The sequence below is a fragment of the Dactylosporangium sp. CA-152071 genome, assembly GCF_050936335.1.
Classification (GTDB): Bacteria; Actinomycetota; Actinomycetes; order Mycobacteriales; family Micromonosporaceae; genus Dactylosporangium; species Dactylosporangium maewongense.
Map to the genome: position 1 here is coordinate 1,213,470 of NZ_JBNJMZ010000001.1, position 26,380 is coordinate 1,239,849.

The following is a 26,380-nucleotide window of genomic DNA, read 5'->3' on the forward strand; positions in this document are numbered from 1 at the left end:
CAACACTTGCTACAACGTCAAGCGGGCCCGGTGGGCCAGCACGGTCCGGCCGTGCTCCCCCACCCAGCGGACCAGCCCGTCGACGGGTTCGAGCAGCGTGCGGCCGAGGGGCGTCAGCTCGTACACCACCCGCGGCGGCACCTCCGCATGCGCCTCGCGTGACACGAGGCCGTCGCGCTCCAGGTCGCGCAGCGTCTTCGCGAGCATCCGGTGCGAGATGCCGTCGATCCCCCGCTGGATCTCCGTGAACCGCCGCGACCCGGCGACCAGCGTGGCGATGACCACGAGCGTCCACTTGTCCCCGATCGTCGTCAGCAACCCGCGGACCACCGCCCGAAGGTCGTCGTCCTGACATGTGGACAGGTCGTCGGAAGTGGTCATTCCAGTTCCCCCTGAGAGAAGCCAAGACGCACCTCAAGGTGCGCGACGCACCCCGAAGTGCCGAATTCAGACCGGAAATGCAGCGTATTGCAGAACCGCTGACACCACACAGAGGCCGCGACTGGCGCGGCGTCGAACGTGAGGAGTGCAGCCCGTGACCAGGATCGCCATCATCGTCGGGAGCGTCCGGCCCGGCCGGTACAGCCGGCTCGTCGCCGACTGGGTGCTCGAGACCGCCGCCCGGCGGGACGACGCCGAGTTCGAGATCGTCGACCTCGCCGACCACCCGCTGCCGCACCTCGACGAGCCCGTCCCGGCGTCGGCGGGCCGGTACGCCAACGAGCACACGAAGGCGTGGTCGCGGGTCATCGACGGCTTCGACGGCTACGTGTTCGTCACGCCGGAGTACAACCACTCCACGACCGGGGTGCTGAAGAACGCCATCGACTACCTGTACGCCGAGTGGAACAACAAGGCCGCCGGGTTCGTCGGCTACGGCGTGGTCGGCGCCGCCCGTGCCGTGGAGCACCTGCGGCTCATCGCCGCCGAGCTGCAGCTCGCCACGGTCCGCTCGCAGGTCGCGCTGTCGTTCTACACGGACTTCGAGAACTTCACCCGGCTCACTCCGGGGCAGGCGCAGCTCGACGCCCTGGACGCCACGCTCGGCCAGGTCGTCGCCTGGTCCGACGCCCTGGCGAAGCTGCGCGTCTGACCCACCCAGGCCCGGCGGCGCGAGGGGGCGCCGCCGGGCCGCCCCGGCGACGCGACCAACGCGGGTTATCGCTCACATCGCCACAAACCCAGTGCATCGCCGAGATTTAACGTCCAGACGGTGGTGTTGACAACGTCGATGTGACCGCTAACATGCCGCGAGGAGCGGAGGCGATCAATGGGCTCATGCAAGGCCGGAGTGGTGGGGCTCGTCGCCGTGCTCGCCCTGGCCGGGTGCCAGCGGGCGCACGACGTGCCGGTGCCGGCGGGGACCGCGGCCACCGACGACGGGACGGTGCTGACCATGTGGACGCGCTCGCTCACCGGGGCCTTCAGCCGGGCCCTCATCGAGCAGTACAACCGCAGCCACCGCAACAAGGTCAAGCTCACGGTCATGCCGGGGGACTCCTACCAGCAGCGCGTCGGCGCGGCCGCCGGCACCCGGCAGCTGCCGGACCTGCTCGCCGTCGACGTGGTGTACGCGCCGAACTACGCCGCCCAGGGCGTGTTCGCCGACATCACGGCGCGGGTCGCCACGCTGCCGTTCCGGGAGGACCTCGCACCGTCGCACATGCGGGCCGTCCGGCACGCCGGCCGCACCTACGGCGTGCCGCACGACATCGACCTGGCCGCGTTGTTCTACAACAAGGACCTGTTCATCCGGGCCGGGCTCGACGGCGACCGGCCGCCGGCCAGCCTGCGGGAGCTGCGCGAGTTCGCCGCGAAGGTCAACGGGCTCGGCGGCGGCGTGCACGGGTTCAACTTCGGCGGCGCGTGCCCGGACTGCATGTTCGCCACGGCGTGGCCGATGATCTGGGCGTCCGGGTCGAAGGTCCTCAACGAGGACGGCACCGCCGCGATGCTCGACAGCGCCGACGCGACGCGGGTCTTCCAGTTCTACCGCGGCATGTACGCCGACGGCCTCGTCCCCCGGTCGGCGAAGAACGAGAGCGGCCCGTCGTGGACGCAGGCGTTCAGCGAGGGGCTGATCGGCATCCAGCCGATGGGCGCCACCGCCCTGCGCAACATCGAGGAGGCGTCGCGGCTGCAGGTCGGCGTCGCCGCGATCCCGGGCCTCGAAGGCGGCGCGTCGTCGTTCGTCGGCGGGGACGTGCTCGGCATCGGCTCCAACAGCCGGCACGCGGACCAGGCGTGGGACTTCATCGCCTGGACGCTGTCGGAGCAGGCGCAGGTCGACGTCGTGGCGAAGAACCGCTACGTGCCCGTCCGCAGCGACCTCGACAACAACGTCCACGCCCAGCAGGACCCGCGGCTGGTGACGTTCACGGCGATCGCGCGGAAGGGCCAGACCCCGTACGCCGTCGCGTTCGGCAAGACGTTCAACGACCCCAACGGCCCGTGGATCGAAGCGGTCGCCGACGCGGTGTTCGGCCCCGGCGACGTCGGCGCCGCCCTCGACCGGCACAACGGAAGCATCACCACCTCACTGAGCGGGGGCTGAGCGTGCGGCGGTCGTCCGGATTCCTCTACGCCGTGCCGACGGCGCTGCTGGTGGTGGTGCTGTTCGTCGGACCGCTCGGCCTGATGGCGTGGATGTCGCTCAACCACTGGCCGCTGCTGGGCGCTTCGGCCCCGAACGGTGTGGCGAACTACGAGGCGCTGCGCGAGCCCCTGTTCACCCGGGCGATCGTCTTCAGCATCAAGTACACCCTGGTCGCCACCGTGCTCGTCGGGCTGATGGCGTTCGGGCTCGCCCTGCTCGTGCAGCGCCCCGGGCCGGCCATGACCGTGTTCCGGACCGTGTTCTTCCTGCCCGCCGCGGTCGGGCTGGCCTCGGCGAGCCTGTTGTTCTACGGCATGTTCAACCACGACGCGTCGCCGCTCAACGCGTTCGCCGCGCTGCTCGGCAGCGACGGCGTCGACTGGCTCGGCGACGGCGACAACGCGCTCTACTCGACCGCGGTCATGATCACGTGGAAGTTCGCGGGCTACTACATGGTCATCATCATGGCCGGACTGCAGTCGATCAATCCGCTCCTGTACGAGGCGGCGACCATCGAGGGCGCGACCCGCTGGCAGATGATGCGGCGGATCACGCTGCCGCTGCTGCGCCCCACCATGACCCTCGTCCTCGTGCTGCTGGTGACGAGCTCGCTGCTCGCGTTCGACCAGTTCTTCATCCTCACCGGCGGCCGCCACGGCACGGCGACCGTCGTCATCGGCATCTACCGCGAGGCGTTCACGTCACAGGACCTCGGCCGCGCCGCCGCCATCTCCGTGGGGATCCTCGCCGTCCTGTACGCCGTCAACGGCGCACAGGTCCGATTCCTCAGGAGCGCCCGATGAAGGCCCGCATCACCACCTGCGCCGCGCTCGCCGTGCTGTTCCTGACCCCGATGCTGTGGGCGCTCTGGGCGTCGCTGCACGGCCGCACCGGCACCGGGCAGCTGGGGCTCGACAACTACCGGCGGCTGCTGGTGTACGGCAGCGGCCTGCCCGTCTACATGCGCAACACCGCGTTCGTCGCCCTCGTGACGGTCGCCGTCACCGTGGTGGCCACGACCCTGGGCGGCTACGCGATCGCCCGCTTCTCGTTCCGCGGCCGGAACCTGCTCTTCATGGCCACCCTGAGCATCCTCATGGTGCCGCACAGCACGATCCTGATCCCGCTGTACATCATGCTCGACTGGCTCGGCCTGCAGAACTCGCTGGTCGGCCTCGCGCTCGTGCTCGCCATGTTCCAGCTGCCGTTCGGGCTGTTCATGATGCGCAACTCGTTCGAGGCGCTGCCCGTCGAGCTCGACGAGGCGGCCCTCATCGACGGCTGCGGCCCGGCCGGCGTCCTGCGCCACGTCCTGCTCCGCGGCGTCGTCCCCGGCATCGTGACGGTCGCGCTGTTCTCGTTCCTCGCCTCGTGGAACGAGTTCGTCGCCCCGCTCATCTTCATCACCGACGACGAGAAGTTCACGCTGCCGGTCGCCCTGTTCAACCTGCAGTCCGGCAGCCTCGGCGCCGTCGACCACGGCACCCTGCTGTCCGGCGTCGTCACCGCCGCGGTGCCATGCGTGCTCCTGTTCCTGTTGCTGCAGCGGTACTACGTGCGCGGCTTCGTCAAGGGTGCCCTGAAGGGCTGATCGGGTACCGTGACGCGGTGACCCCGCAGGACCGCTTCGACGCGCTCGCCGACGAGCTCGGCACCGAGCCGGGCGTCACCCTCCCCGGCGCGACCGGCGGCACCGGCTTCGGCGCCGCCGCCCTGCGCGTCAACAACAAGATCTTCGCCATGCTGGTCCAGGACCGCCTCGTCCTGAAGCTCCCCAAACCCCGCGTCGACGCCCTCGTCTCCGCCGGCCACGGCGACCGCTGGGACGCCGACAAGGGCAGACCGATGCGCGAGTGGCTCACCCTCTCCCCCACCACCGACGAGCCCTGGACCCCCCTCGCCCACGAGGCCCTCACCTTCGTCGCCGGCGGCCGCTGAGCCCGGGGTCAGCCCGTCCGGTCGGGGGCGGACCTCGCCAGGAGCAGGCCGGTCGTGAGGGTGGCGAGGACGGCGAGGCCGAGCATGATGCCGGGGGTGTCGTCGATCGTGCGGTACACGGTGAGGAACTGGTCGCCGAGGGTGCCGGCGGCGACGCCGAGGAGGGCGCCGGCGGTGACCACGCCGCCCTTCCACACGATCGTGGCGGGGATCGCGACGAACACCAGGAGCATCAGCCACTGGTCGCCGCGGTCGAGGCGGTTGTACGGCACGGCGGACGTGGTCCACATGATCAGTAGCAGGCACGCGGCGGCGACGGCGAGGTGCGGCCAGGACAGCCGGGTCGGCACGGAGCGGATCAGCACGGCGGCGAGCACCAGCGTCGCGGCGCCGAGCAGGACCAGGCCGACGCCGTTGTTCCAGTTCAACGCGTCGGCGGTCGGGCCGGCGAGCACGCTGACCGGGCCGGCGGCGGCGCCGACGAAGTACGCGGCCGCGCCGGCGCTGCGCCTGGCGACGAGCAGCAGCGCCCCGCCGATCAGCACGATTGTGCCCGCGGCGACGGAGAACACCGAGGCGTTGATGTTCGGGGCGGCCTGGTAGGACCACCGCTCCAGCTGGTCCCACAGGATCGACGCGAACCCGGCCGCGGCGATGCCGGCGGCGACGAGCGCGACCGTGGCCGGGCCCTTCGCCAGCCCGGCGGCCGGGCGGGCGGCGCCACGGTCGGCGCGCAGCAGCACCAGCAGCAGGACGGCCGCCACCGCCAGGAGCAGCAGCGCCGGCGCCATCCACTGGGTCTCCAGGCCCTGAGCGCGGTTGCCGAGGTCGGCACTGAGCAGCCACACCAGCGCGCCGCCGATCCACGCGCCGATGGTCCAGCCCGCCCACGGTCTGGCGCCGGCCGCCGCGTAGATCAGCAGCGTGCCGAGGCCGACCGCGAGACCGATCCGGAACACCTGACCCGACGCGATGACCTCGGAGCGGCCGGTGCTCAGCCACAGCAGCGCGGCGGGCGGCGTCCAGAACGCGACGGCAGCGAGCCCGAGCGGCAGCAGCCGCGGCGCGGTGCGGGCGCGCAGCGCCGCCTGGCCGACCAGCCACACCACGGCGAACAGGGCGACGAGCTGCGCCGACAGCGCCGGGAGCATCAGCGTGAGCTCGTCGGTCCAGTCGAAGTACCGGGAGACCAGGGCGATGTCCCCGATGATCGGGAGCAGGGCCCACGGCGCGAACCCGGCGGCGACGCCGAGCACCGGTCGCGCGTGCGCCGGGCGGGCGGCCAGCCACCCGCCGAGGACGACCAGCACGCCGAGCCCGGCGTAGTCGAAGAACGGCTCGGACCCATTTCCGGAGACGACCGCGGACGGCCCGCTGTCCAGCAGCATGACGAGGTGCCGTAGCAGCGCCGTGCCCGCCACCGCGATCCCCAGCCCACGGACGGCGGCAACGCGACCCGGTGTCCCTGACGCGGGTGCCGGCGCGTCGGCGACGGGCGGCGCGGTGAACAGCGGCGCCAGCGCCGGCCACCCGCTGCTCTCCGGCTCCGGCTCCGGCGCGGCACCGCCGGGCGCCGCGGCCACGGGGGGCGCGCTCACGGGGGCCGCGCTGCCGGGCACGGCGCTGACCGGGGCCGCGCTCACCGGGGTGGTGCTGGCCGGCGCCGCGCTCACGGGAACGGCGCCGCCGGGCACGGCACTCACGGGAGCGGCGGCGAACTGGCCGGCGACGGACGGCACCGAAGCCGCACCCACAGCCGGCAGGACCGAAGCGCCACCTACGGCCGGCGAGACCGAAGCCGCGCCCACAGCCGGCGACACCGATGCGCCACCGCCGGCCGGCGACACCGGAGCGGCGCCCACCGCAGGTGGCACCGGGGCTGCACCCACCGCAGGCGAGACAGAAGCGGCGCCGACGGCCGGCGAGACCGGGGCGGCCGGCGTCGCCTCCCACGGTGCGGGTGGCGGCTGCTCGAGAGTCGACGGCACCTCCATCGACGGCAGCGTGAACACCGGCGCCGGTCCAGGCGGCGCGACCGGCGAGACGGGCGCGGCGACCGGCGAGACGGGTGCCGCGACCGGCGAGACGGGTGCCGCGACCGGCGAGACGGGTGCGGCCGGCATCGAGGGGGGCGACACCGGTACCGACGCCGACACCACCGCGGGTGGCACCGGAGCCGCCGGAAGGGCCTGGGACGTCGCGGTGGCGACGAGGCTGCCGCCGGCGACGACGAGCTCGGGCTGCTCGATGATCGTCGGGGCGATCCCGAGGGTGCGGTGCAGCAGGGTCGCGGCGAGCGGGATGCGGCTCGATCCGCCGACGAGGAACACGCCGGCGATGCGGGAGGCGTCGACCTGGGCGGCGCGGATCGCGGCGGCGGTGGCGGCGACGGTGCGGTCCAGCAGCGGGCGGGCGAGGTGCTCGAGCTGCTCCCGGCCGAGCAGCGCGTCGGTCTCGACGAGCGGCAGGTAGATCGAGGTGGAGGCGGCGCGGGAGAGCATCTCCTTGCCGGTGCGGACGTCGTCCCAGAAGTGCCTGGAGACCCGCCGGTCCGCTGGGGTCTCGGGGTGCGTGAGGCGCCGCCACGAGTCGCCGTCGGAGACGCCGTAGGTGGCGCCGAAGTACGCCACGACCGCGTTGTCGATGTCCAGGCCGCCGGCGTCGCGCAGGCCCTCCTCGGCGAGGACGGTGAACCCGTCATCGGTGCGGCCGACGACCGACGCGTCGAAGGTGCCGGCGCCGAAGTCGTACACCACCACGCAGCGCCCGACGGGCACGGTCTGCGCGAGGGTGTCGACGAAGTACGCGGCGGCGGCGACCGGCTCGGCGACCAGGGCCGGCTCCGCCAGCCCGGCGATGCGGGCGGCCTCCTGCAGCACGGACCTGCGCCGCGGTCCCCACGACGCCGGGTAGGTCAGCGTGACCTCGCCGACCGGCGCGCCGGCGACCCGCTCCGCCTCGGTGCCGACCCGGCGCAGCACGGCCCCGATCAGCTCGGTGACGGGCAGCTCGGCGGTGCCGAGCAGGACCGACCCGTCGTCGATGCGCAGCTTCGGGTTGGGCTCGAAGCTGTCCGGGTGCGCCCGGCCGGCGTGGATCGCGTCGCGGCCGATGAGGAACGCGGGGTCGGGCGCGCGCCAGTCGACACAGACCGCCGAGGGCAGGATCGGCGTCTCGCCGAACAGCAGGGGCCGGACCTGACCGTCCGGTTGCCCGAGGACGGCGACGGTGCTCGACGTGCCGAAGTCGATGCCGAGCCGGGCCCGATCTGCGCGCATGCGGACAACGTAGCGGCCGGGCCACTGGCGGTCACCGTACGTTCGGCCGCACCTGGCCGGGCCGGGCCGCGGTCACCTGTTCAGGGCGCCGGCCGTGCCGACCTTATGGGCGTAGAGGGCCGTCACGATGAGGGCCGTCTCGTCGTAGCCGAGGATGAGCACGGCGTCGGGGGCGGCGGACCGGACACGGGCGGCCAGCCCGGCGAAGTCCTGGCTGGTGCCGGGGTAGGACACGAGCTGGACGGCGCCTTCGGGCACGCCGGCGATGACCAGGTTCGCCTTCACGTTCTTCTGCAGCCCGAGGCCGTAGGCGTCCTCGCGGGCCAGGATCATCACCTTGTGGGGGCCGTCGCGCATGATGACGTCGGTGAGGGCGCGGGCCTGCAGGGTGTCGGCGGGGGCGGTGCGGAAGAACAGGCCGTTGTCCGCGACGGTGCTCAGCTCGTCCGATGTGGACGACGGGGAGATGAGGATCCGGCCGGCCGCGGCGATCTTCGGGATGACGGCCTTCGTCACGCTGGAGGACGACGCGCCGATGATGACCTGCACGCCCAGGCCGACGAACCGGTCCACGGTGGCGGCGGCGACGGTGGCGTCCGTGCCGTCGTCGCCGTCGACCCACTCGACCGGCTGTCCCAGCACGCCGCCGGCGGCGTTGATGTCCATGACGGCGAGCTTGGCGGCGGCGAAGCGCGGCGGGCTGCGGAACGCGAGCCGGCCGGTGTGCGGCATGAGCCCGCCGACCTTCAGCGGGGCCGGCTTCTTCGCGCCCGCCCCGAAGTTCGGATAGGCGGTGAACGGCGGGGCGGGGATGGTGGAGGCGAGCGACTCGTCGCCGGCGCCGATGTACTCGGTCATGTTGGCGTTGATGGTGTTGTCCCGGCCGAAGTGCAGGGTGCCGTAAGAGGCCGAGGAGGGCTCGCCGCTGTCGCTGAGGCCGCTGCGGCGCATCGACACGCCGCGGTAGGCGAAGTCCTTGCCGGCCTTGGCCAGCGCCAGGCAGGCGGCGGCGGAGTCGCAGGTCGTGCCGGAGGTCGAGGCGCCCACGACGTACTTCGCGACGGTCAGGGGCTGGGTGGTGCGGGCCGACTCGGCGGCGAGGGCGGCGAGCATGACCGCGTCGTAGGCCTCGGCGGCGTACCCGTAGTCGACCAGCGTCGGGTCGACCCCGCGCAGCCGTTCCTGGAACGACTCGGGCAGCGCGAGCAGCGGGGTGGTGCCGACCATCCCGGAAAGTATCCCGGGATTTCCGGCGAGCTTGTCCTTGAGCGAGTTGGTCATGTTCGCGTCGGATCCGTAGAGCCGCACGACCAGTGGCCGGCCCGCGTCGGCGGCGGGGGTCGTGCCGCAGCCCGCCGCGAGGGCGACCACCCCGGCCAATGCCACGACCGTGCGGGTCGTCCTGGATCCCACGACATCTGCCTCTCGTCCGCCTACGGGCCCCGCAGACCATAAGCAGTTCGCGGCGCCCGCCCGAGCGCGAGAAACGGACCTTGAGGAAAACTTGCGCTAGGCGGGCGTCGCATTACCGGAGAGTTGCCAGTGATATCACTAAACGTCAATATGAATTCGCCGTGACGATTCCGCTACGCGACTACCCGCCGCCGGCGTAGTTACCGCTGTCGATGACCGCCCGGCGGTCGCCGCGCTCAGGGAGCGAACTGCTGCACGCCGAACGCGACCGCCGCGGCGATGTCGTCGTCGCTGGTGCCCCAGGCGGCCTGGATCGCCGCGCCCCAGGCGTGGCAGGCGCGGGTCCCGAACTCCTTCGACTCGGGCGAGCCCTCCCAGGTGGCGGGGTCCAGTTCGACGCCGCGCAGGTGCAGGTCGAGGCCGAGCAGCGCGAGGTCCCAGCCGCCACCGACGCCGATCGTGCCGCCGGGGCCGTACTGGCGGACGAGCTCGTCCACGACCTCCGCGGGCGAGGAGTGCTCCAGCTCCAGCACGGTGCCACCGTCGGGACCGGGCGCGAGCCGCAGCTCGACCTCGGTGTCCATGCCGCCGCCGAAGGACCAGGTCACCGCGAGCAGCCGCGGCTCCTCGCAGCGCACGATCCGGCCGCCGGCGTTGTTCTTGATCTGGAACGTGCCACCCAGGCGCAGGTCGCCGTCGACCTGCCCGAGCCACCGGCCGAGCCGCCCGGGATCGGTGCAGGCGTCCCACACGTCCGCGACGTCGGCGTCGTACGTGCGGCGCAGCAGCAGCGAGCGCCCCTCGCCGGTGCTGACCGGGTGGCTGCCGACCTCGCGGTGGACGGCGTTGATCTGGTTGACGATGTCGATCACGACGAAGGCCCTTCTGTTGAGGATCGCGAGCGCTTGCCCCGGGCGAGCTCGGTGCCGAGCGCGTCCAGGCGCTGCTCCCAGAAGCCACGGAACCGCTCCAGCCAGGCGTCGACCTCGCGCAACGGCGCGGCGTCGACGGCGTACAGGCGCCGGGTGCCGTCGGCCCGGACGGTCGCGAACCCCGACTCGCGCAGCACCTTCAGGTGCTGCGACACCGCCGGCTGCGAGATCCCGAACTCGGCCCGCACGGTCTCGCTGACCGCGCCGGCGGGCTGCTCCCCGTCGGCGAGCAGCTCCAGGATCCGGCGCCGCACGGGGTCGCCGAGCACATCGAACGCATGCACGGCACGTACAATGTCATCCGCTGCTTATATAAGTCAAGCCTTAAACGGATCGTTGTGGACCGTCGCCGCACCGGCCGCGGTGACGGTCACATCGAGCGAACGGCCGGCGATCCGCAGGCCGCGCACCTGGTAGGCGCCGACCGGGGACGGGGACAGGGGGTCGAGCGTCAACCGGCCCGAAGGGGCGTCGACGTCGAGGCCGAGCAGGGCGGTCACCAGCGCGGGACCGGCGGCGGCGGCCCAGGCCTGGGGGCGGCAGGAGGCCGGGTACGGCGTCGGCGCGTCGTCGCCGCCGAAGAGCTCCGGCAGCCGGGCGTCGAAGCGTTCGCCGGCGGCGAGCAGGGCGCGGATCACCTCGGCCGCCTCGGCGCGGTGGCCGTCGCGGACCAGGCCGAGCAGGGCGATCGCGGTGTCGTGCGGCCACACCGAGCCGAGGTGGTAGGACAGGAAGTTGTACCCGCCCGACGAGGGCGCGATGGTCCGGATGCCGAACGGTGAGCGCAGCTCGGCGAGGTGGCCGGCGACCCGGGCGCTCTCCTCCGTCGAGAGCAGGCCGGTGCCGAGCAGGTGGCCGATGTTGGACGTGAGGCTGTCGACCTGCACGCCGTCGCCGTCGAGGGCGACCGCGGGGTAGCCACCCGGGCACCAGAACGCCGCCCGGAACCGCGCCGCGAGCGCCGAGGCCCGGTCGCGCCAGTGCGCGGCGCCGTCGCGGCCGAACGACTCCAGGAGCCAGGCACCGTCCAGGAAGGCCCGGTAGGCGTACGCCTGCACCTCGGCGAGCGCGAGCGGCCCGCGCGCGATGCGCCCGTCGGCGTGCTGGATGCCGTCGCCGGAGTCCTTCCAGCCGTGGTTGGCCAGGCCCTTCGTGCTGGACCGGTAGGCGATGAAGCCGTCGTGCCCGGCCAGCCACATCAGCGCCCGCTCGACGTGCGGCAGCAGCGGCTCGACCTCGGCGGCCGGCAGCCCCCACCGGTAGGCGTCGGCGGCGGTGCTGACGAACAGCGCGGTGGCGTCGACGGTGCCGTAGTAGACCGGCGGCAGCCAGTGGGCAGCGTCGACGGGACGGACCTCGTGCAGGATCTTGCCGGGCTCCTCGTCGGTGTCCGGGTCGTGCTTCGTGCCCTGGCGGCGGGCGAGAGCGCGCAGCGTGCCGGCGGCGACGCCGGTGCCGAGCGGAAGGGCCAGCCGGGCCGCCCACAGCGAGTCGCGGCCGAAGAGGGTGAGGTACCAGGGGCTGCCGGCGGTGTAGTAGTCGTCGTCGCCGTCGGCGTGCCGCAACGCCGCGAGGTCCTCGACGCTCGCGCGCACCAGCGCGTCGAGGCGCCGGTCGTCGGCGGTGACCCGCAGCCCGGCCGGTGCGGCGGAGCGGGTGATCGGCGCGGCGTCCGCGCGGGTGAAGCGCACCGTGGCGGTCCAGCTCGCCCGCGGCTCGACCGTGACCAGCCAACGCATCGGCCCGGCACCCGGCGGCTGGTCCGGCGGCGGGTCCGCCGTCACGGCGACGCGCATCCCGTTGGCGTCGGCCGCGTCGGTACCGACGCCGAAAACCTCCACTGTGGACACTGACGGGTGCCCGTCCTTCACGGCGCCCATGGTGGCGAAGTCGGTGCCGGCGACGATCTCGATCTCCACGGCCAGGGTGGCGTGGGACAGGTTGGTCAGCGTGAGCGTCTCGGTGCCACCGCGGGGCGACGTGCGGCGGTCGCGCACGAGCGTGACGGTCGGGTCGGGGCCGTCGTCGCCGAGGCCCGGCAGCACCGCGGCGAACCGGGCCGACGCCGCACCCGTCCGGGTGACCTGGACCGGGACGGGCTCGGCGCCGTCGACGGTGACGACCAGCCTCGACAGGACCCGGCGGTCGTCGACGTACAGGCCGTCGGCGCCGCCCCGGAGCTGGCCCGATGGGCCGGAGAGCCACGTGGCCGGGGCGGCGACACACGTCACGTGCTCGTGGAGGTAGGGCTGCCCCATATCGCTCCTCTTGACAAGCCGTTGGCGGGGTGAGAATGTCCGAACACCCATGTTGAACGTTCAAACGGGCATCCCGCAAGACCCGATTTGAACGTTCAACACCATCTCCCGTGGGAGGTCCCGTGCATCCGCCGACCGTCGAGGACGTCGCACGAGCCGCCGGCGTCTCCCGGCAGACCGTGTCCAACGTGCTCAACGCGCCGCAGCGGGTGCGGCCCGAGACCCGGCAGCGGGTCGAGGCGGCGATCGAGCAGCTCGGCTACCGGCCCAACCGGGTCGCGCAGTCGCTGCGGGCCGCCACCTCACGCATGATCGGCTACCGGATCGAGCCGATGCACCCGCACGCGCTGGGCAGCATGCACGACCGGCTGCTGCACGCGCTCGCGGAGGCCGGCCGGGCCGCCGACCACCATCTGCTGCTGTTCACCGCCGACGACCCGCTCGACGAGGTCGCCAACGCCGACGCGCTGCACCGGGCCGGCGCCATCGACGGCGTCGTGCTCTACGGCATCCAGTCCGCCGACCCGCGCCCGGCGGGCCTGCGGCAGCTGCGGATCCCGTTCGCCGCGTTCGGCCGTACCGGCGCCGACGACGCCCACCCGTGGGTCGACATCGACAACACCGCCGGCACGGCCGCCGCCGTCGATCACCTGGTCACCCGCGAGCACCGGCGCATCGCGTTCCTCGGCTACCCCGAAGGCGTCGCGGTCGGCGACCGGCGCGCCGACGGGTGGCGCACCGCCCTCGACAAGCACGGCCTGCTCGACGGCTCCCGCCACCTCGACCTGCGCGGCGAGGACTCCCTCGCCACCGGCGCGCGCCTCGCGGAGGCACTGCTGGACCACCACACCCCACCGACCGCCGTCGTCGCCGCTACCGACACGCTCGCCGCGGGCGTGCTGCGCACCGTGCGGCAACGGCACGCCCGGCTCGCCGTCGTCGGCTTCGACGACACCCCGACCGCCGGCGCGCTCGACCTGTCCAGCGTCCGGCAGCCGATCGAGGCCGTCGGACACGCGATGATCCGTGCCCTGCTGGGCCCCGGCGGCAACGAACCCGCCGGGCAACTGCTGGCACCCGAGCTGATCGTCCGGGCCTCCAGCGCTCTGCCCTGAGTTTCCCCGACCCCCCTGGGAGCGACATCATGTTACGAACACCCCGCCTCCTGACCGCTCTGATCGCCACCGTCCTGCTGGTCGCCGCGTGCGGTGACGACGGCAGCGGCACCGGCACCGAAGGCAGCGCCACCGGCGCGAAGCTGACGATGTACGCGTTCTCCTCCTCCCCCGCCGAGGACGCCGTGCTGCGCAAGGCCGTCGAGGACTACAACAAGCAGGGCCGCAACACCGTCGAGCTGAAGGTGCTGCCCGAGTACGACACGGCCCTCACCACCGCGCTCGCCGGCGGCGAACCGCCGGACGTCTTCTACGTCAACGACAACAAGCTGCCCGACTTCGGCAAGAACGGCGTCCTGGAGCCGATCGGCGACAAGGTCGACAACCCTGGCGACTTCTACGAGACGCTCAAGCAGTCCTTCACCTACAAGGGCACCTACTACTGCGCGCCGAAGGACTTCTCCACGCTGCAACTGGTCTACAACACCGCCGACTTCACCGCCGCCGGCCTGAAGCCGCCCACGACCTGGGACGAGCTGACCGCGACGGCGAAGGCGCTCACCAAGCCGGGCCACCCGGGTCTGGTGCTCGCGCCGGAGTTCTACCGCTGGGGTGCGTTCATGGCCCAGGCGGGCGCCTGGCCGACGAACGACGACGTCACCAAGATGACGATGGACACGCCGGAGATGCGCACGGCGCTGCAGTACGTCACCGACAACCACAAGGCCGGCTGGTTCGGCACCCCGGCGTCGGTCGGCGCGGGCTGGGGCGGCGAGGCGTTCGGCAAGGCCGCCACGTCGATGACGATCGAGGGCAACTGGATCGTCGGGGCGATGAAGAACGACTTCCCCAACGTCAAGTACGCGGTCGCCGAGCTGCCCGCCGGCCCGAAGGGCAAGGGCACGATGTCGTTCTCCGTCTGCTACGGCGTGGCGAAGGCGGCGAAGAACAAGGCCGCCGCGCTCGACTTCGTCAAGTTCCTCACTTCGCCGGACGAGCAGTTCGCGGTGACCAAGGAGTTCCCGGTCATGCCGTCGCGCAAGTCCCTGGCGGACAAGTGGCTGGCGGACAAGCCGGAGCTGAAGGCGTTCGTCGCCGGCGGCGACTACGCGAAGAAGTCGGTGTTCGTGCCGGGCTTCAGCACCGCGATCGACACGTTCAACGACGGCATCCAGGGCCTCGCCAAGGGCAACAAGCAGGTCGCCGACGTCGTCACCAGCACGCAGAAGGCCGGGACCGACATCCTCGGCTGACGTCACGGAGAGGGGCCGCCCCGGCGGCCCCTCCACTGAGGAGTCCGCATGTCACGCATTCACGGCCGGCAGGGGCTGGCCGGCTGGCTCTTCGTGTCGCCCGCGCTGATCGGGCTCGGCGCGTTCATGGTCGCGCCGATCCTCCTCGCGCTGTGGGTCAGCTTCCGCGACTGGAGCGGGCTCACCCCGCTCAGCGCCTCCGACCCCGCCGGCGCCGCCAACTACCAGGACCTGCTGACCGATCCCGGGATCGTCCGCGGCGACTTCGCCAAGAGCCTGCGCAACAACCTGTACTACGTGCTCGGCGTCGTCCCCGCGCAGACGGCGCTCGCGTTCCTCCTCGCGCTCGTCGTCAACGCCCGGCTGCTCAAGGGCCGCACGTTCTTCCGCACCGCGTTCTACTTCCCGTCGGTGACCAGCTCGATCGCGGTCGCGTTCATCTTCATCTTCCTGTTCAGCCCGACCGGCGTGGTCAACACGGTGCTGTCGGCGGTGCTGCCGGGCAAGGTCGACCTGGTGTGGCTCGACGGCTCCGACGGGCTGCTGCACCTGCTGCTGGGCGCGGCCGGCGTCGACAGCCCGCCGGGCGCGCTGCGCGGCGAGTTCATGGACCTGTCCTGGTGGGACTGGCTCGCCGGGCCCAGCGTCGCGCTCAGCTCCGTGATGATCCTCGCGACCTGGACCACGACCGGCACGTTCATGCTGATGTTCCTCGCCGGGCTGCAGAACGTCCCGGAGGAGCTCGAGGAGGCCGCCTCCATCGACGGCGCCTCCGCCCGGCAGCGCTTCTTCCGGATCACGCTGCCGCTGCTGAAGCCGACGCTGTTCCTCGTGCTGACCCTCGGCGTGATCGGCACCTGGCAGGTGTTCGACCAGGTCTACGCGATGACGTCCGGCGGGCCGCAGAAGACCACGCTCACCCCCGCGTACCTCATCTACCGCGAAGGCTTCCAGAACAGCGCGATGGGCCGGGCCGCGGCGATCGCGTTCATCGTGCTCGTCATCATCCTGGTGTTCACCGGCGTGCAGCGGCTCGTGCTGCGGAAGGAGCGCTGACATGCCGTTCTCGTTGCGCCGCGTGCTGCGGTACGCGCTGCTGCTCGGCTTCGCCGTCGTGTTCATCTACCCGTTCGTGCTGTCGCTGGGCACGTCGTTCAAGTCGCGGCCCGAGGTCGCCACCCATCCGGTGTCGCCGTGGCCGCGCTCCTTCGACCTGCGGGCGTGGTCGGACGTGCTCGTGCACAGCGACTTCCCGCTGTGGACCTTCAACTCGATCCTCGTCACGGTCGCCGCGACCCTCGGGCGGGTCTTCATCGACTCCCTCGCCGGCTACGCCCTGGCCCGGCTGCACTTCCGCGGCCGCGGCGTCCTGTTCGCCGGGATCATCGCGGTGCTCGCGGTGCCGCCGATCGTGCTGACCGTGCCGCGGTTCCTGGTGCTGAAGGAGCTGAGCCTGCTCAACTCGTACACCGGCCTCATCCTGCCGCTCGCGGTCGACGCCATGGGGATCTTCCTGATGCGCCAGTTCTTCGCCGAGCTGCCCAAGGAGCTGGAGGAGGCGGCCCGCATCGACGGCGCCTCGATCTTCCAGGCCTACTGGCACGTGGTGCTGCCGCTGGCGCGGCCCGCGCTGCTGACGCTGACGATCCTGTCGTTCCAAGGGGTGTGGAACGAGTTCCTGATGCCGCTCATCGTGGTGCGGGCCAGCCCCTCGCACTGGACGCTGCCCTTCGGCCTGTCGACGCTGGGCCGCGGCGGCGCGGGCGGGCAGAGCTTCGACTACCCGGTGATGATGGCCGGCTCGATCCTCACCATCATCCCGGTGGCGATCGTGTTCATCGTCTTCCAGCGGTACTTCGTCCGCAGCGTCGCCAGCAGCGGCGTCAAGGGCTGACGTCCCGTCGCGGGACGTCCGGGTCCACAGTGGACCGTCACAGCAGGCTCAGCACCGCCGTCACCGGGTCGACGTCGGCCGGGAGGGCGGGGCCGATGGCGCAGCAGGTGGCCGTGCCCGCGGCCACCTGCGTGCGTCCCGCGTCGTGGATGACCTGCACCGGCAGGCCCGCCTCGACGGCGTGCCCGCACAGCTCGGCGAGCTCCGCCGCCCCGGCGACCTTCAGCACCACCTTCGGCTGCCCCGCCTGCAGCCACGCCTCGAACACCGCCCCGTGCGGCCCCTGCAGCACCGCGGACACGGCCGCGTGCGCGACCTGCGCCGCGATCTTGCCCCGGCCCATGCCGAGGTCGGTGCGCACGACAAGGACCATCTTCGGTTCGGTCTTCACGACCAGCGATGTTAGTGCGTGGTCAGGTCCGCCAGCAGGCGCATGGCGCCGGGCACGTCGCCGGCGACGCGCTGCCGGTCGGCGCCGGTCCCCTCCTCGCGGAGCCGGGCCAGCTCCTTGGCGACGACGCCGTCGTCGCCGTGCCGGCGCAGCGCCGGGCCGGTGATGTCGGCGAGCAGGTCGACCAGGTCCCAGGCCGGCACCGCGCGGCGGCCGCACAGGTCCATGAGGGTGCCACCGAGGCCCTGGTGTGCGGCGTTCCAGTGCGCGGCCCGCAGCAGGTGCTCGGGCGGGCTGACCGCCGGGCGGCCGGCGGCGATGTCGTCCAGGACGGTGGCGACGAGCCCGCGGACGAGCCCGGCGACGAGGACCGTGTCGCCGGCGGTCGGGCACACGTCGCCGACGCGGACCTCGACGGTCGGGTAGCGCCGCGACGGTCGTACCCACCACAACACCATCGACTCGTCCAGCATGACACCGCTGCCGACCAGCTCCGCGACCGTGCGCTCGTAGTGGGCCACCGACGTCAGGTAGGGCGCCGGGCCCAGGCTCGGCCAGCGGTCCAGCTGGATGCTGCGCCAGCTCGCGTGGCCCGTGTCCGCCCCCGCGTGGAACGGCGAGTTCGCGGTCAGCGCCTGCACCACCGGCAGCCACGGCCGAAGGTGGTTGCAGACCTGCACGGCGACCTCCCGGTCGGGGACGCCGACGTGCACGTGGCAGCCGCACAGCGCCGGGTCGTGCGCGATCGGCCCGTAGTGCCGGGAGATCGCCCGGAAGCGGGGCGTGTCCTCGACGGTGAGGTCGGGCTCGGCGACCGGGGTGGCGGCGACGGCGACCAGCCGCGCGCCCACCGACTGCGCGGCGAGGGCGGCCGCGGCCCGGTTGGCGGTCAGCCGCCCGCGCAGCTCGGACAGGGACGTGCAGACCGGCGTGACCATCTCCATCATGCTGCGCCGGAACTCGACCCTGGTCTGCTGCCGGGCCGGGTCGGGCAGGCGCGCGCGGGCGTCGTCGGCGACCGGGACGTTGCGCCACGTGCCCGGGTCCAGCAGGAGGAACTCCTCCTCCGCACCGACGGTCAGGGCCTGCCGGGCGAGCGCGCCGGCGAGGTCCGCGGGGCTGGACGCGGTCAACGACATCAGCGGCGCCTTTCAGCGATGAGGACACACACGGCGATGCGTTCGGCGTGCGCGTAGGACGGGTCGTCGAGGTTCTCGCTGTACACGTCGGGGTCGATCTCCCGGTAGGTCCAGTCGAGGCCGGTGCCGGCGAGTCTGGTCGCGGCCCCGGCGAGCAGCGGGTCCCGGCCGTCGACGACGCCGGTGCCGCTGAACAGCACCAGCGATCCGCCGGGCGAGAGGCGGTGCACGGCGGTGTCGAGCACGGCCAAGGGTAGGTCGTGTCCGTGTCGGCCGCCGCCGTCCCGGTACCGCCGGCGCTGCGGGTCGATCATGAACGGCGGGTTGGAGACGATGAGGTCGAACTGGCCGTCGACCTCGGTGAGCAGGTCGCTGTGGACGGGCGTCACCCGCGCCTCGGCGAGGTCCGCGTTGACGGCCGTGTACCGCAGCGCGACCGGGTTGATGTCGACGCCGACGACCTCCGCCTCGGGTGCGTGCCGTGCCACGGTGACGGCGATCGCGCCGCTGCCCGTGCCGATGTCGACGGCCCGCCGCGGCGCGACCGGCGGCGTCCGCAGGTGCGCGGCGACGGCGTCGCAGGCGCGCAGCGTGTCGGGGCCGAAGAACACTGCGTCGGGCCCGGCCGGCGGGTACGCGGAGTGGAAGAACAGGCCGCCGTCGAGCGTGGAGCAGCGGATCCGGCTGCGCCACGTGTCGCCGTCGCGGTCCAGGACGCCGGCCTCGTCGAGCAGCGTGACGAGGCCGTCGGGGAGCACGCCGGGCCCGAACGGGCGGCTCCAGCCGAGCACGTCGCGCAGCGTCCTGGCGCGGGCGTTCGCCGGCCGCCGGTTGACCCGCTCGTGCGTGGCCTCGGTGACGGGGACGAACCGGTACCCCGTCTCCTTGACGGCCTCGCCGAGGCGGCGCAGGGCGGCGTCAGCGTAGACGGGCGCTTCGGTGGCCGCGGTCATGCCGAGCCCTTTCCCCACAAAGTTCCTGCTTAACCGGCCCGTCCGGAGGGAAGACGGTGACCATGCGCCTGCCCCGACCGCGAGGACCGGTCTCCGACACGCTCGTCGCCATGCTCGCCGGCCCACCGCGCGACCTGCCGGGCGGCGCCTGGCGGGAGCTGGCGGCAGGCACCGACGCGTGCACCGACGAGGACCTGCAGCTGAGCCTGCACATCTGTTACGAGCTGCACTACCGCGGCTTCGACGGCGTCGACGAGCGGTGGGAGTGGCAGCCGTCGCTGCTGGCGTTGCGTCAGGCCGGCGAGGAGCGGTTCGAGGACGCGTTGCGCGCGGCGGTGCCCGTGCCGACGCCGCCGGCGCCGCACGAGGTCCCGCACGCGCTCACGGCGCTCGTCGACGCCGACGACGCCCCGTCACTGTCGAAGTTCCTGAAGGGGCGCGCGACGCTCGAGCAGTTCCGCGAGTTCGTGCGGCACCGCTCGATCTACCACCTCCGGGAGGCCGACCCGCACACGTGGGCGATCCCGCGCCTGGCCGGCCGCCCGAAGGCCGCCCTCGTGGAGATCCAGTCCGACGAGTACGGCGGCGGCCGCGCCGAGCGCATGCACGCCGAGCTCTTCCGCGCCACGATGCGGGAGCTGGACCTGGACGACACCTACGGCGCCCACCTGGACGTGGTCCCGGCCGTCACGCTCGCGACCAACAACCTCATGTCGCTGTTCGGCCTGCACCGCCGGCTGCGCGGCGCGACCGTCGGCCACCTCGCCGTCTTCGAGATGACGTCGTCCCTGCCCAACCGCCGCTACGGCGACGGCCTGCGCCGCCTCGGCCTCGACGCGACCGCGACCCGCTTCTACGACGAGCACGTCGAGGCCGACGCCGTCCACGAGCAGATCGCCGCCCACGACCTCGCCGGCGGCTTCTGCGCCCAGCACCCTTCACAGGCGGGGCAGGTGCTGTTCGGCGCGGCGTGCGCCCTCGCGCTGGACGGCCGATTCGCCGCCCACGTCCTGGACCTGTGGACCGCCGGCCACTCGTCCCTGCGGCCGGTCCCTGCCCCGGTGGGCGCCCTCGGCCCGCCCTCCTGAGCCCCGACGCGCACGATCGAACGGCGGATCCGGTCGCGCGGACGGCCGGATCCGCCATTCGATCAACGGCGTCGGGGAGCTTGGTGGGTCAGGCGCCGGCAGCGGGGCGGTCGCCGGTGGAGGCGCTCGGGGCCTGGAAGCCGATCACCTTGTGCGTGCCGTCGCAGAACGGCTTGATCGTCGACCGGCCGCACCGGCACAGCGCGACGGTGGCCCGGCCCGGGTCCACGACCTCGCCGTCCTGCGTGAGCAGCGTGAACTGGCCGCGCACGAGCAGCGGCCCGTCCTCGCAGACGGTGACGGAGGCGACCGGCTCTTCCATGCTCACTGGTTGCCCTCGCCGTGGCGGAGGCAAACGGTCAGCGGCCGCCCACCAGGGCGGCGAGGCGGCGGGCGGACTCGGCCAGGCGGCTGCGGCCGGGGCGGGCCGCGAGGGCGTGCAGCTCCGGCAGGTCCAGGCGGGCGCCGGCCGGCCGGGCGTCGGCGGCCAGGGTCAGCAGGTCGGCGAGGCCGGGGCGCGGGGCGGCGGCGAGCAGTGCCGGCAGGGCCGCCGACGTCGCCTGCCACACGGCGGTGTGCGCGCCGGCCTTGAACGCCTCGGTGAGCGGCTGGACGGTGCGCTGCAGCACGATCCGTTCGTCGCTCGACAGGGCGCCGACCTCCGCGCCGGTCGTGGTGCTGTCCCAGCCAGGCCGGGCGGCGAGGGTGATGAGCGCGTCGGCCGCGACGAGCCGCATCTCCTGCCGCGACGAGCCGAACACGTACGCGAGGACCAGCGACATCGCCGGGCCGGGCGGGCCGTCGGCGGCGGCGAGCCCCTCGAGGAACTGGGTGCCGGGGCTGCCGTGCGGGGTGACCAGGTACGGCTGGATGTGCGCGGCCGCGACCTCCCGGTGCGACGGCGTGACCATCGGCCACAGGGCCAGGCGCGGCTGGTGGTAGACGGCGGCGACGCGCTGTGTCGCGGTGCGCGGGTCGGCGACGTCGGCCGGCAGCCCCGCCGCGTCCAGCATCGCGATCCGGCGGCCGGAGTGGTACGCCTGGCCCGGCACCTCCTCGACCCAGGTCCGCGGCTCGGCCGCGGCCGTGCGGAGGTGGTCCGCGAAGCGGCGGCCCGCGGGCGAGGCGAGCCGCGCGGCGCCCTCGACGACCGTGGCGTCGACGGTCCGCGGCAGCCGCAGCAGCGCCTGGGTCAGGTCGGCCGGGCCGGGCTGCCAGCCGTCGCGGTCGGCCTGGCGCAGCAGCGACAGGACCCGGTCGGGGTCGACGTGCCCCGCGACCGTGGCCGGCGTGGCGAGCAGCGCGGGCGGCGGGTCGGCGGCCAGTCGCGCGGCGAGCTCGACGGACCGGCGCTCGACGAACGTGCCGAGCGTGGTGACGTACAGGTGGGCGAACGGGCTCTCGTACGGTGGCGGCGCCGTCAACCCGGTCGCGGCGGCGATCAGGTCGGCCCACGTGCCCGCCCACTGCGGCATGACGGCGGTGAGGACCCGGGCGGCGGCGGCCCGATCGCCGCGGGCGGCGCGCAGCAGCCCGTCGAGCATGAGCTCGTGCCGGACCGGGTCCTCGTCGCCGTGGCGCAGGGTGGTGGCGAGCTCGCCGGCGAGGGCGCCGAGGTCCAGCGGCGCCGGGAACGCCGCCGGCAGCGCCGCGACGAGGACCGGGACGGGCGGCGGCGGGGGCGCCGCCGTGCCGAGCAGCGCGGCCAGGCGCTGCCCGACGGCGCCGTCGAGGGCGGGCACCTCGTCGCGGAGGCGGTCGCGGGCGGCGGCCGGCAGGTGCGGCAGCCGCAGCTCGATCAGGTCGAGGGTGCGCCCGGCGAGCTCCGCCACCGGGTGGTGCAGGCCGGTCACCAGACCGTCGAGGAGGTCGTCGAGGGGCAGCTGCCGCAGCCAGCCGAGGTGGGCGCGGACCAGCTTCTTCTCCGGCCGGCTGAGCATGCCGGCGGTGATCTCGGCGAGGGTCGCCGGGTCGAGGGGCGCCGTGTCGTGCAGCGCCCGCAGCGACGTGTACGCCCAGTCCGCGACCGTCGACAGCGGCGCGCCGAGCAGCCCCGTCAGCTCCTGCCGGTGCCCGGTGAGCTCACCGGCGGCCGGGGCGAGCTGCTTGAGCATGGCGAGGAACGGCTGCAGGATCCCCGGCCGGCCGCCGGCGCGCAGGCGGCGCAGGCACCCGGCGATCACGGTGCCCCGCTCGACCCGGCCGGTCGCGGCGAGCTCCAGCAGCGCCTCCGGCCAGGCCGACTGGTCGGCGAACGCGGTGGCGACCTGGACCTCGTCGAACAGGTGCGGCAGCATCCGGTCGAACCACGGGTCCGCGGCGAGGAACCCGGCGAGCTGCTGCCCGTCGCGCCGCATCCGGACGTAGCAGGCGACGGCGGCGGGCTCCTCGGGCGGTGGCGCGCCGACGGCCCGCAGCAGCGCCTCCGTGAACGGCCACAGGGTCGCCAACGCGCGGGACCGCGACCGGCGCAGCATGCCGCGGCCGAGGGTCGCGCACCAGTCGGCGCCGCGCAGCCGCAGCAGGTGGGGCAGGGCGTCCGGCGCGAGGTGCGGCGGCCGGTCGTTCGTCCACGGCGCGTGCAGCCGCTTGACCGCGTCGGCGGCGGCGCCCACGCAGGCGATGACGGCGAGGGAGTAGGCGGCGTGCCGCTGCTCGTTGCGCCGCCGGGCGGCCGCTTCGGCCTCGTGCCGCAGGAACCAGATGTTGCCGCGGTTGCGGCGCAGGCGCTCCTGCTGCCGCACGGTCTCCTCGTCCAGCACCACCTCCTCCCCCGGCGCCCGCGCTCCGTCCGCCGCTTGCTCTGCGTCCGGCGCCGTGAACATGGCCGTCGCCACGAGCCGCCGGGGCGCCGCGCCACCGATCGCCGGCCCGCCCGCATGGGCGCGCAGGACCATGACGCCGGGGTGCACCTCAGGTTCCGGCTCCGGCTCCGGTACCGGCTCCGGCAGCACCGGCGGTGGGGTGTAGTCGTCCAGCAGCGGCAGGAGCGCGGCCCGGTCCCCGGCGGACAGCCCGGCGAGGACCTCGGCCAGCGCCTCGAGGTCGCCGTCCTCGATCCGCGCGAACACCTCACGCATCCCGTTCCCCCGTCCGCCCGGTGATGACGGCCGCGACGACGTGCTTGCACGGCCCGCGGCGGCCCTGATGCTCCGCCCACCAGGCGCAGGTGCACGCGTGCTCGTCGCCGCGCCGGTGGACGAGGTACGTGCGCTCGCCGGAGACGACCTCGAAGCCGTCGGCGGTGGCCACGACCCGGCCCGCCGTGGCGAGCATCCGGGCGGCGGCGAGCCGCGGGTGCAGCGCGGCGACGAGGTCCGCCCGGTAGGGCAGCGGCCGGTGGAACGAGGACGCCGCCGCGACGTCGTACCCCACCTGACCGGCGGTGGCGAGGGCGGCGAGCGCGGCGGTGACCCGGGACCGGTCCCAGCCGGTGCGGTCGGCGACCGCCGGGCGGTCGAGGACGGGGTCGGCGGCGAGCAGCCCGTCGAGGGTCTCGGCGTCCCCGGCCGGGTCTCCCCCGCCGCCCAGGTCGGCCAGGAGCCGCCCGTCGCCGGCGAAACCGTGCTGGGTCGCGGTCGACAGCAGCAGCGTGAAGCGGGCCGTGCCGAAGTCCAGCACCCAGCCGCTGACCTGCGCGGGTGCGCCGGTGGCCGGCGGCGAGTACAGGGTGAGGGTGCGCGCGAGCGGCAGCAGCGGGCGCAGCGGCGCGAGCCGGAACCCGTCGGCGACGCACACCGCCCCGGGTGACGACCGGGTCGTGAACCGCCAGCCCGGCCCGGCCGGCATGAGCCAGCGGACCTGCCGGCTCCGCGCGGACACCTCGGCCAGCAGCGTGACGGCCCGCCCGGCGGGCAGCTGCAGCCGCGCGTCCAGCGGCAGCGCGTGCGCCGCGACCTCTGCGAGCCCGCGCAGCCACCGGGCCGGCAGCGGCACCCGCTTCTCGACGATCCTGCCGTCGAGGGTGCCGACGGCGAGCTCGTCGGCGCCGACGGACAGCCGCAGCGGGTCCTGCCCGCCGACCCGGGTCAGCGCCTCGTAGAGCGGCGGGTTCACGTCCACGTTGGTGGTGCCGCGCCCGACCGGCGCGTCCTGCAGCTCGGCGGGGTCGAGGTCGAGCCGCCCGTACACGCCGCCGCACGTCGACAGCGCCTCGAACCGCAGCCGCTCGCCGTCACCGGTGACCACCGGGTCGCGGCCGCCACCGGCGCGGGCGGTGCGGACCCCGCGGAAGTCGGCCCCGGCGATGTCGGCGAGGGCGAGCAGGCCGCCGGCGACGACCCGGGGCGTGCCGACGAACCCGGCGAAGAACGCCTGCTCCCGGATCCGCTCCGGCGTGGAGGTGGCGAGGGCCAGGTGGCCGCCGGCGAGCCCGGACGGCCGCGGGAACACCTGCGTGTCGACTGAGGTCTCCGGCACGCTGGGCATCCTGCCACGCCCCGCCCCCGCCCACTGTCCCCCGCCGGGAGACCGTTTCATCCCTCCGGGTGAGCGCCGGTGTGACACCCGCGGAGAACGCTTGTCGGGTGGGCGGTGCTTCCATCCACGCTCCGAGCCGGAATCGGAGGCGCGATGACAACCGCGATGACAGCTCTGTACAGCGAGCCGACGTTCCTGCACGATCTCAAACTCGTCGTCCTGGCCGAGTTGGAGATCGCCGGACGCCCGGAGCAGTCCGCCGGCGTGCCGCTCGACGAGCTCCTGTTCGAACGGGTGGACGCCGACCGCTACGAGCTCGGCCTGCACGGCCTCCTCGACGCGGTCGTCGCACTCGAGCGGAGTTGACCGCAGCAGCCGGGGCGGCGAGATCCAGACGTGCCGGTCGTCGCCCGGCTGTGAGCCGCCGGCGCTGAGCGGGTTTGACCCTCCGCGAACCGGTGAGAACCCAGCGGTGTTGTCGAACCAGGCCCGGCCGGTCGTCCAGGCCACGCTTCCCGTCGTCGGCCAGCACATCGGGGAGATCGCGGACCGCTTCTACGCCCACATGTTCGCCGCCCGGCCGGACCTGGAGGACGGGCTGTTCAACCGCGGCAACCAGGCGGAGGGCTCGCAGCCCAAGGCCCTGGCGGGGTCGGTGGTGGTGTTCGCCTCGACCCTGTTGGACGACCCGCTGCGGCCGCCGGGGCGGCTGCTGACGCGCATCTCGCACAAGCACGCGTCGCTGGGCATCCGGCCCGAGCAGTACGGCATCGTGCACGAGCACCTGATGTGGGCGATCGGTGACGTCCTCGGCGATGCTGTCACCCCGGACGTTGCGGCGGCCTGGGACGAGGTGTACTGGCTGATGGCCTACGCCCTGATCAACCAGGAGCGCGGCCTGTACAGCGCCCGCGGCGTCACCCCGGAACGGGTGTGGCGGCAGTGGCGGGTCGCCGGCAAGTACCGCGAGACCGGCGACGTCATGGGCTTCGTGATGCGCCGCACCGACGACCGGCCCGTCAGGACGTCGCTGCCCGGGCAGTACGTCAGCGTCAACCTCCGCATGCCCGACGGTGTGCGCCAGCCGCGCCAGTACAGCCTGACCCGCGCCGACGACGGCGAGCACCGCTACTTCGCGGTCAAGCGGGTCCACGGCGGCGGCAAGCCCGACGGCGAGGTGTCCAACCTCCTGCACGACGGCGTCCAGGTCGGCGACGAGATCGCCATGAGCGTCCCCTACGGCGACGTGGTCCTGGACGACTCCGGTCGGCCGGTCGTCTTCGCCAGCGCCGGCATCGGCATCACCCCGATGGCCGGCATGCTCTCCCACCTCGTCGCCGCCGGCTCCCGCATGCACATCACCCTGCTGCACGCCGACACCGACGAGGAGTCCTTCCCGCTGCGCCGGCAGATCGTCGGGGACCTGTCCCGCCTGCCCTCGTCGGTGCTGCACGTGTGGTACGAGCAGGACCCGCACACCGACCTGCCGGGCGCGGGCGTCTCGGCCGGCATGATGGACGTCTCGCGGATCCCGCTGCCCGACGGCGCCGTCTTCTACCTGTGCGGCCCGCTGCCGTTCCTGCAGAGCGTGCGCAGCCAGCTGATCGACCGCGGCGTGCCGGCCCGCGACGTCCAGTACGAGATGTTCGGCCCCGACCTGTGGCAGGCCGACACCGAGTGACCTTCGCGGAGGTACACCGCGTCCCGCGGCGG

Annotated in this window: 24 protein-coding genes; 12 read left to right on the forward strand and 12 right to left on the reverse strand. The window is 73.6% G+C overall.

What is annotated here, in order from left to right:
- Window positions 1-9: 9 nt before the first annotated feature.
- Window positions 10-381, reverse strand: a complete 372-nt coding sequence (locus tag ACQEVZ_RS04925) for a winged helix-turn-helix transcriptional regulator (RefSeq protein ID WP_433361819.1) — start codon at window positions 379-381, stop codon at window positions 10-12.
- A 154-nt stretch (window positions 382-535) separates the two neighbouring features.
- On the opposite strand from ACQEVZ_RS04925, the gene ACQEVZ_RS04930 reads away from it, so the two are divergent.
- The 5 genes from ACQEVZ_RS04930 (at window position 536) to ACQEVZ_RS04950 (ending at window position 4,534) form a co-directional block, all read left to right on the forward strand.
- Window positions 536-1,093, forward strand: a complete 558-nt coding sequence (locus ACQEVZ_RS04930; protein ID WP_433361822.1) for an NADPH-dependent FMN reductase — start codon at window positions 536-538, stop codon at window positions 1,091-1,093.
- Between the two features lie 177 nt (window positions 1,094-1,270).
- A complete protein-coding gene (locus tag ACQEVZ_RS04935) occupies window positions 1,271-2,554 on the forward strand; it encodes an ABC transporter substrate-binding protein (protein ID WP_433361825.1) in 1,284 nt (427 codons plus the stop codon).
- A 2-nt stretch (window positions 2,555-2,556) separates the two neighbouring features.
- Window positions 2,557-3,399: a carbohydrate ABC transporter permease gene (locus ACQEVZ_RS04940; RefSeq protein WP_433361828.1), complete on the forward strand. Its 843-nt coding sequence runs from the start codon at window positions 2,557-2,559 to the stop codon at window positions 3,397-3,399.
- Window positions 3,396-4,187, forward strand: a complete 792-nt coding sequence (locus tag ACQEVZ_RS04945) for a carbohydrate ABC transporter permease (RefSeq protein ID WP_433361831.1) — start codon at window positions 3,396-3,398, stop codon at window positions 4,185-4,187. The genes ACQEVZ_RS04940 and ACQEVZ_RS04945 overlap by 4 nt, the downstream gene beginning before the upstream one ends.
- Window positions 4,188-4,204: 17 nt before the next feature.
- On the forward strand, window positions 4,205-4,534 hold the full coding sequence (locus ACQEVZ_RS04950) for a hypothetical protein (protein WP_433361833.1): 330 nt from the start codon (window positions 4,205-4,207) through the stop codon (window positions 4,532-4,534).
- 8 nt (window positions 4,535-4,542) lie between these two features.
- Here the strand turns inward: ACQEVZ_RS04950 and ACQEVZ_RS04955 are convergent, their stop codons facing one another.
- From ACQEVZ_RS04955 to ACQEVZ_RS04975, 5 genes are all read right to left on the reverse strand, one after another.
- Window positions 4,543-7,812 (reverse strand): Hsp70 family protein, encoded by a 3,270-nt coding sequence (locus ACQEVZ_RS04955; RefSeq protein WP_433361836.1) that lies wholly within the window; start codon window positions 7,810-7,812, stop codon window positions 4,543-4,545.
- A 72-nt stretch (window positions 7,813-7,884) separates the two neighbouring features.
- A complete protein-coding gene (locus ACQEVZ_RS04960) occupies window positions 7,885-9,225 on the reverse strand; it encodes an ABC transporter substrate-binding protein (protein ID WP_433361839.1) in 1,341 nt (446 codons plus the stop codon).
- 236 nt (window positions 9,226-9,461) lie between these two features.
- On the reverse strand, window positions 9,462-10,097 hold the full coding sequence (locus ACQEVZ_RS04965) for an SRPBCC family protein (protein ID WP_433361842.1): 636 nt from the start codon (window positions 10,095-10,097) through the stop codon (window positions 9,462-9,464).
- Entirely contained in the window at window positions 10,094-10,441 is a 348-nt protein-coding gene (locus tag ACQEVZ_RS04970; RefSeq protein WP_433361845.1) for an ArsR/SmtB family transcription factor, read from the reverse strand. Before ACQEVZ_RS04970 ends, ACQEVZ_RS04965 begins: the two co-directional genes overlap by 4 nt.
- Window positions 10,442-10,474: 33 nt before the next feature.
- Window positions 10,475-12,415, reverse strand: coding sequence for an amylo-alpha-1,6-glucosidase (locus ACQEVZ_RS04975; RefSeq protein WP_433361848.1), 1,941 nt, complete (start codon window positions 12,413-12,415; stop codon window positions 10,475-10,477).
- 122 nt (window positions 12,416-12,537) lie between these two features.
- Between ACQEVZ_RS04975 and ACQEVZ_RS04980 the strand changes: the two genes are divergently transcribed.
- Genes ACQEVZ_RS04980 through ACQEVZ_RS04995 form a run of 4 tightly spaced genes read left to right on the forward strand, consistent with a single transcriptional unit; the run spans window position 12,538 to window position 16,677 of the window.
- A complete protein-coding gene (locus ACQEVZ_RS04980) occupies window positions 12,538-13,530 on the forward strand; it encodes a LacI family DNA-binding transcriptional regulator (RefSeq protein ID WP_344505724.1) in 993 nt (330 codons plus the stop codon).
- A 29-nt stretch (window positions 13,531-13,559) separates the two neighbouring features.
- Window positions 13,560-14,783 (forward strand): sugar ABC transporter substrate-binding protein, encoded by a 1,224-nt coding sequence (locus tag ACQEVZ_RS04985; RefSeq protein ID WP_344505725.1) that lies wholly within the window; start codon window positions 13,560-13,562, stop codon window positions 14,781-14,783.
- Between the two features lie 48 nt (window positions 14,784-14,831).
- A complete protein-coding gene (locus tag ACQEVZ_RS04990) occupies window positions 14,832-15,839 on the forward strand; it encodes a carbohydrate ABC transporter permease (RefSeq protein WP_433361853.1) in 1,008 nt (335 codons plus the stop codon).
- A gap of 1 nt (window position 15,840) precedes the next feature.
- The gene (locus ACQEVZ_RS04995; RefSeq protein ID WP_360564479.1) at window positions 15,841-16,677 is read left to right on the forward strand and encodes a carbohydrate ABC transporter permease; all 837 of its coding nucleotides are present in this window, start codon (window positions 15,841-15,843) and stop codon (window positions 16,675-16,677) included.
- Window positions 16,678-16,714: 37 nt separating this feature from the next.
- On the opposite strand, the gene pth2 is transcribed toward ACQEVZ_RS04995, so the two are convergent.
- The 3 genes from pth2 to ACQEVZ_RS05010 are packed head-to-tail and all read right to left on the reverse strand — an operon-like array spanning window position 16,715 to window position 19,160.
- Window positions 16,715-17,068, reverse strand: coding sequence for a peptidyl-tRNA hydrolase Pth2 (pth2, locus tag ACQEVZ_RS05000; protein WP_433361858.1), 354 nt, complete (start codon window positions 17,066-17,068; stop codon window positions 16,715-16,717).
- An 11-nt stretch (window positions 17,069-17,079) separates the two neighbouring features.
- Window positions 17,080-18,207 (reverse strand): carboxylate-amine ligase, encoded by a 1,128-nt coding sequence (locus ACQEVZ_RS05005; RefSeq protein WP_433361861.1) that lies wholly within the window; start codon window positions 18,205-18,207, stop codon window positions 17,080-17,082.
- Window positions 18,207-19,160, reverse strand: a complete 954-nt coding sequence (locus ACQEVZ_RS05010) for a methyltransferase (RefSeq protein ID WP_433361864.1) — start codon at window positions 19,158-19,160, stop codon at window positions 18,207-18,209. Before ACQEVZ_RS05010 ends, ACQEVZ_RS05005 begins: the two co-directional genes overlap by 1 nt.
- A 62-nt stretch (window positions 19,161-19,222) precedes the next feature.
- Here ACQEVZ_RS05010 and ACQEVZ_RS05015 point away from each other — a divergent pair, with 62 nt between their 5' ends.
- A complete protein-coding gene (locus tag ACQEVZ_RS05015) occupies window positions 19,223-20,248 on the forward strand; it encodes an iron-containing redox enzyme family protein (RefSeq protein WP_433361867.1) in 1,026 nt (341 codons plus the stop codon).
- Between the two features lie 88 nt (window positions 20,249-20,336).
- Here ACQEVZ_RS05015 and ACQEVZ_RS05020 read toward each other — a convergent pair whose 3' ends face one another.
- From ACQEVZ_RS05020 to ACQEVZ_RS05030, 3 genes are read right to left on the reverse strand one after another with little or no spacing between them, the layout of a single operon-like run.
- Window positions 20,337-20,570, reverse strand: a complete 234-nt coding sequence (locus tag ACQEVZ_RS05020; RefSeq protein ID WP_344505732.1) for a CDGSH iron-sulfur domain-containing protein — start codon at window positions 20,568-20,570, stop codon at window positions 20,337-20,339.
- 37 nt (window positions 20,571-20,607) lie between these two features.
- The gene (locus tag ACQEVZ_RS05025) at window positions 20,608-23,328 is read right to left on the reverse strand and encodes a hypothetical protein (protein ID WP_433361870.1); all 2,721 of its coding nucleotides are present in this window, start codon (window positions 23,326-23,328) and stop codon (window positions 20,608-20,610) included.
- A complete protein-coding gene (locus ACQEVZ_RS05030) occupies window positions 23,321-24,667 on the reverse strand; it encodes an SWIM zinc finger family protein (protein ID WP_433361873.1) in 1,347 nt (448 codons plus the stop codon). The genes ACQEVZ_RS05025 and ACQEVZ_RS05030 overlap by 8 nt, the downstream gene beginning before the upstream one ends.
- A 165-nt stretch (window positions 24,668-24,832) precedes the next feature.
- Between ACQEVZ_RS05030 and ACQEVZ_RS05035 the strand changes: the two genes are divergently transcribed.
- The gene (locus tag ACQEVZ_RS05035) at window positions 24,833-25,033 is read left to right on the forward strand and encodes a hypothetical protein (RefSeq protein ID WP_344505735.1); all 201 of its coding nucleotides are present in this window, start codon (window positions 24,833-24,835) and stop codon (window positions 25,031-25,033) included.
- Between the two features lie 106 nt (window positions 25,034-25,139).
- Window positions 25,140-26,348, forward strand: coding sequence for a globin domain-containing protein (locus tag ACQEVZ_RS05040; RefSeq protein WP_433361876.1), 1,209 nt, complete (start codon window positions 25,140-25,142; stop codon window positions 26,346-26,348).
- Window positions 26,349-26,380 lie beyond the last annotated feature (32 nt).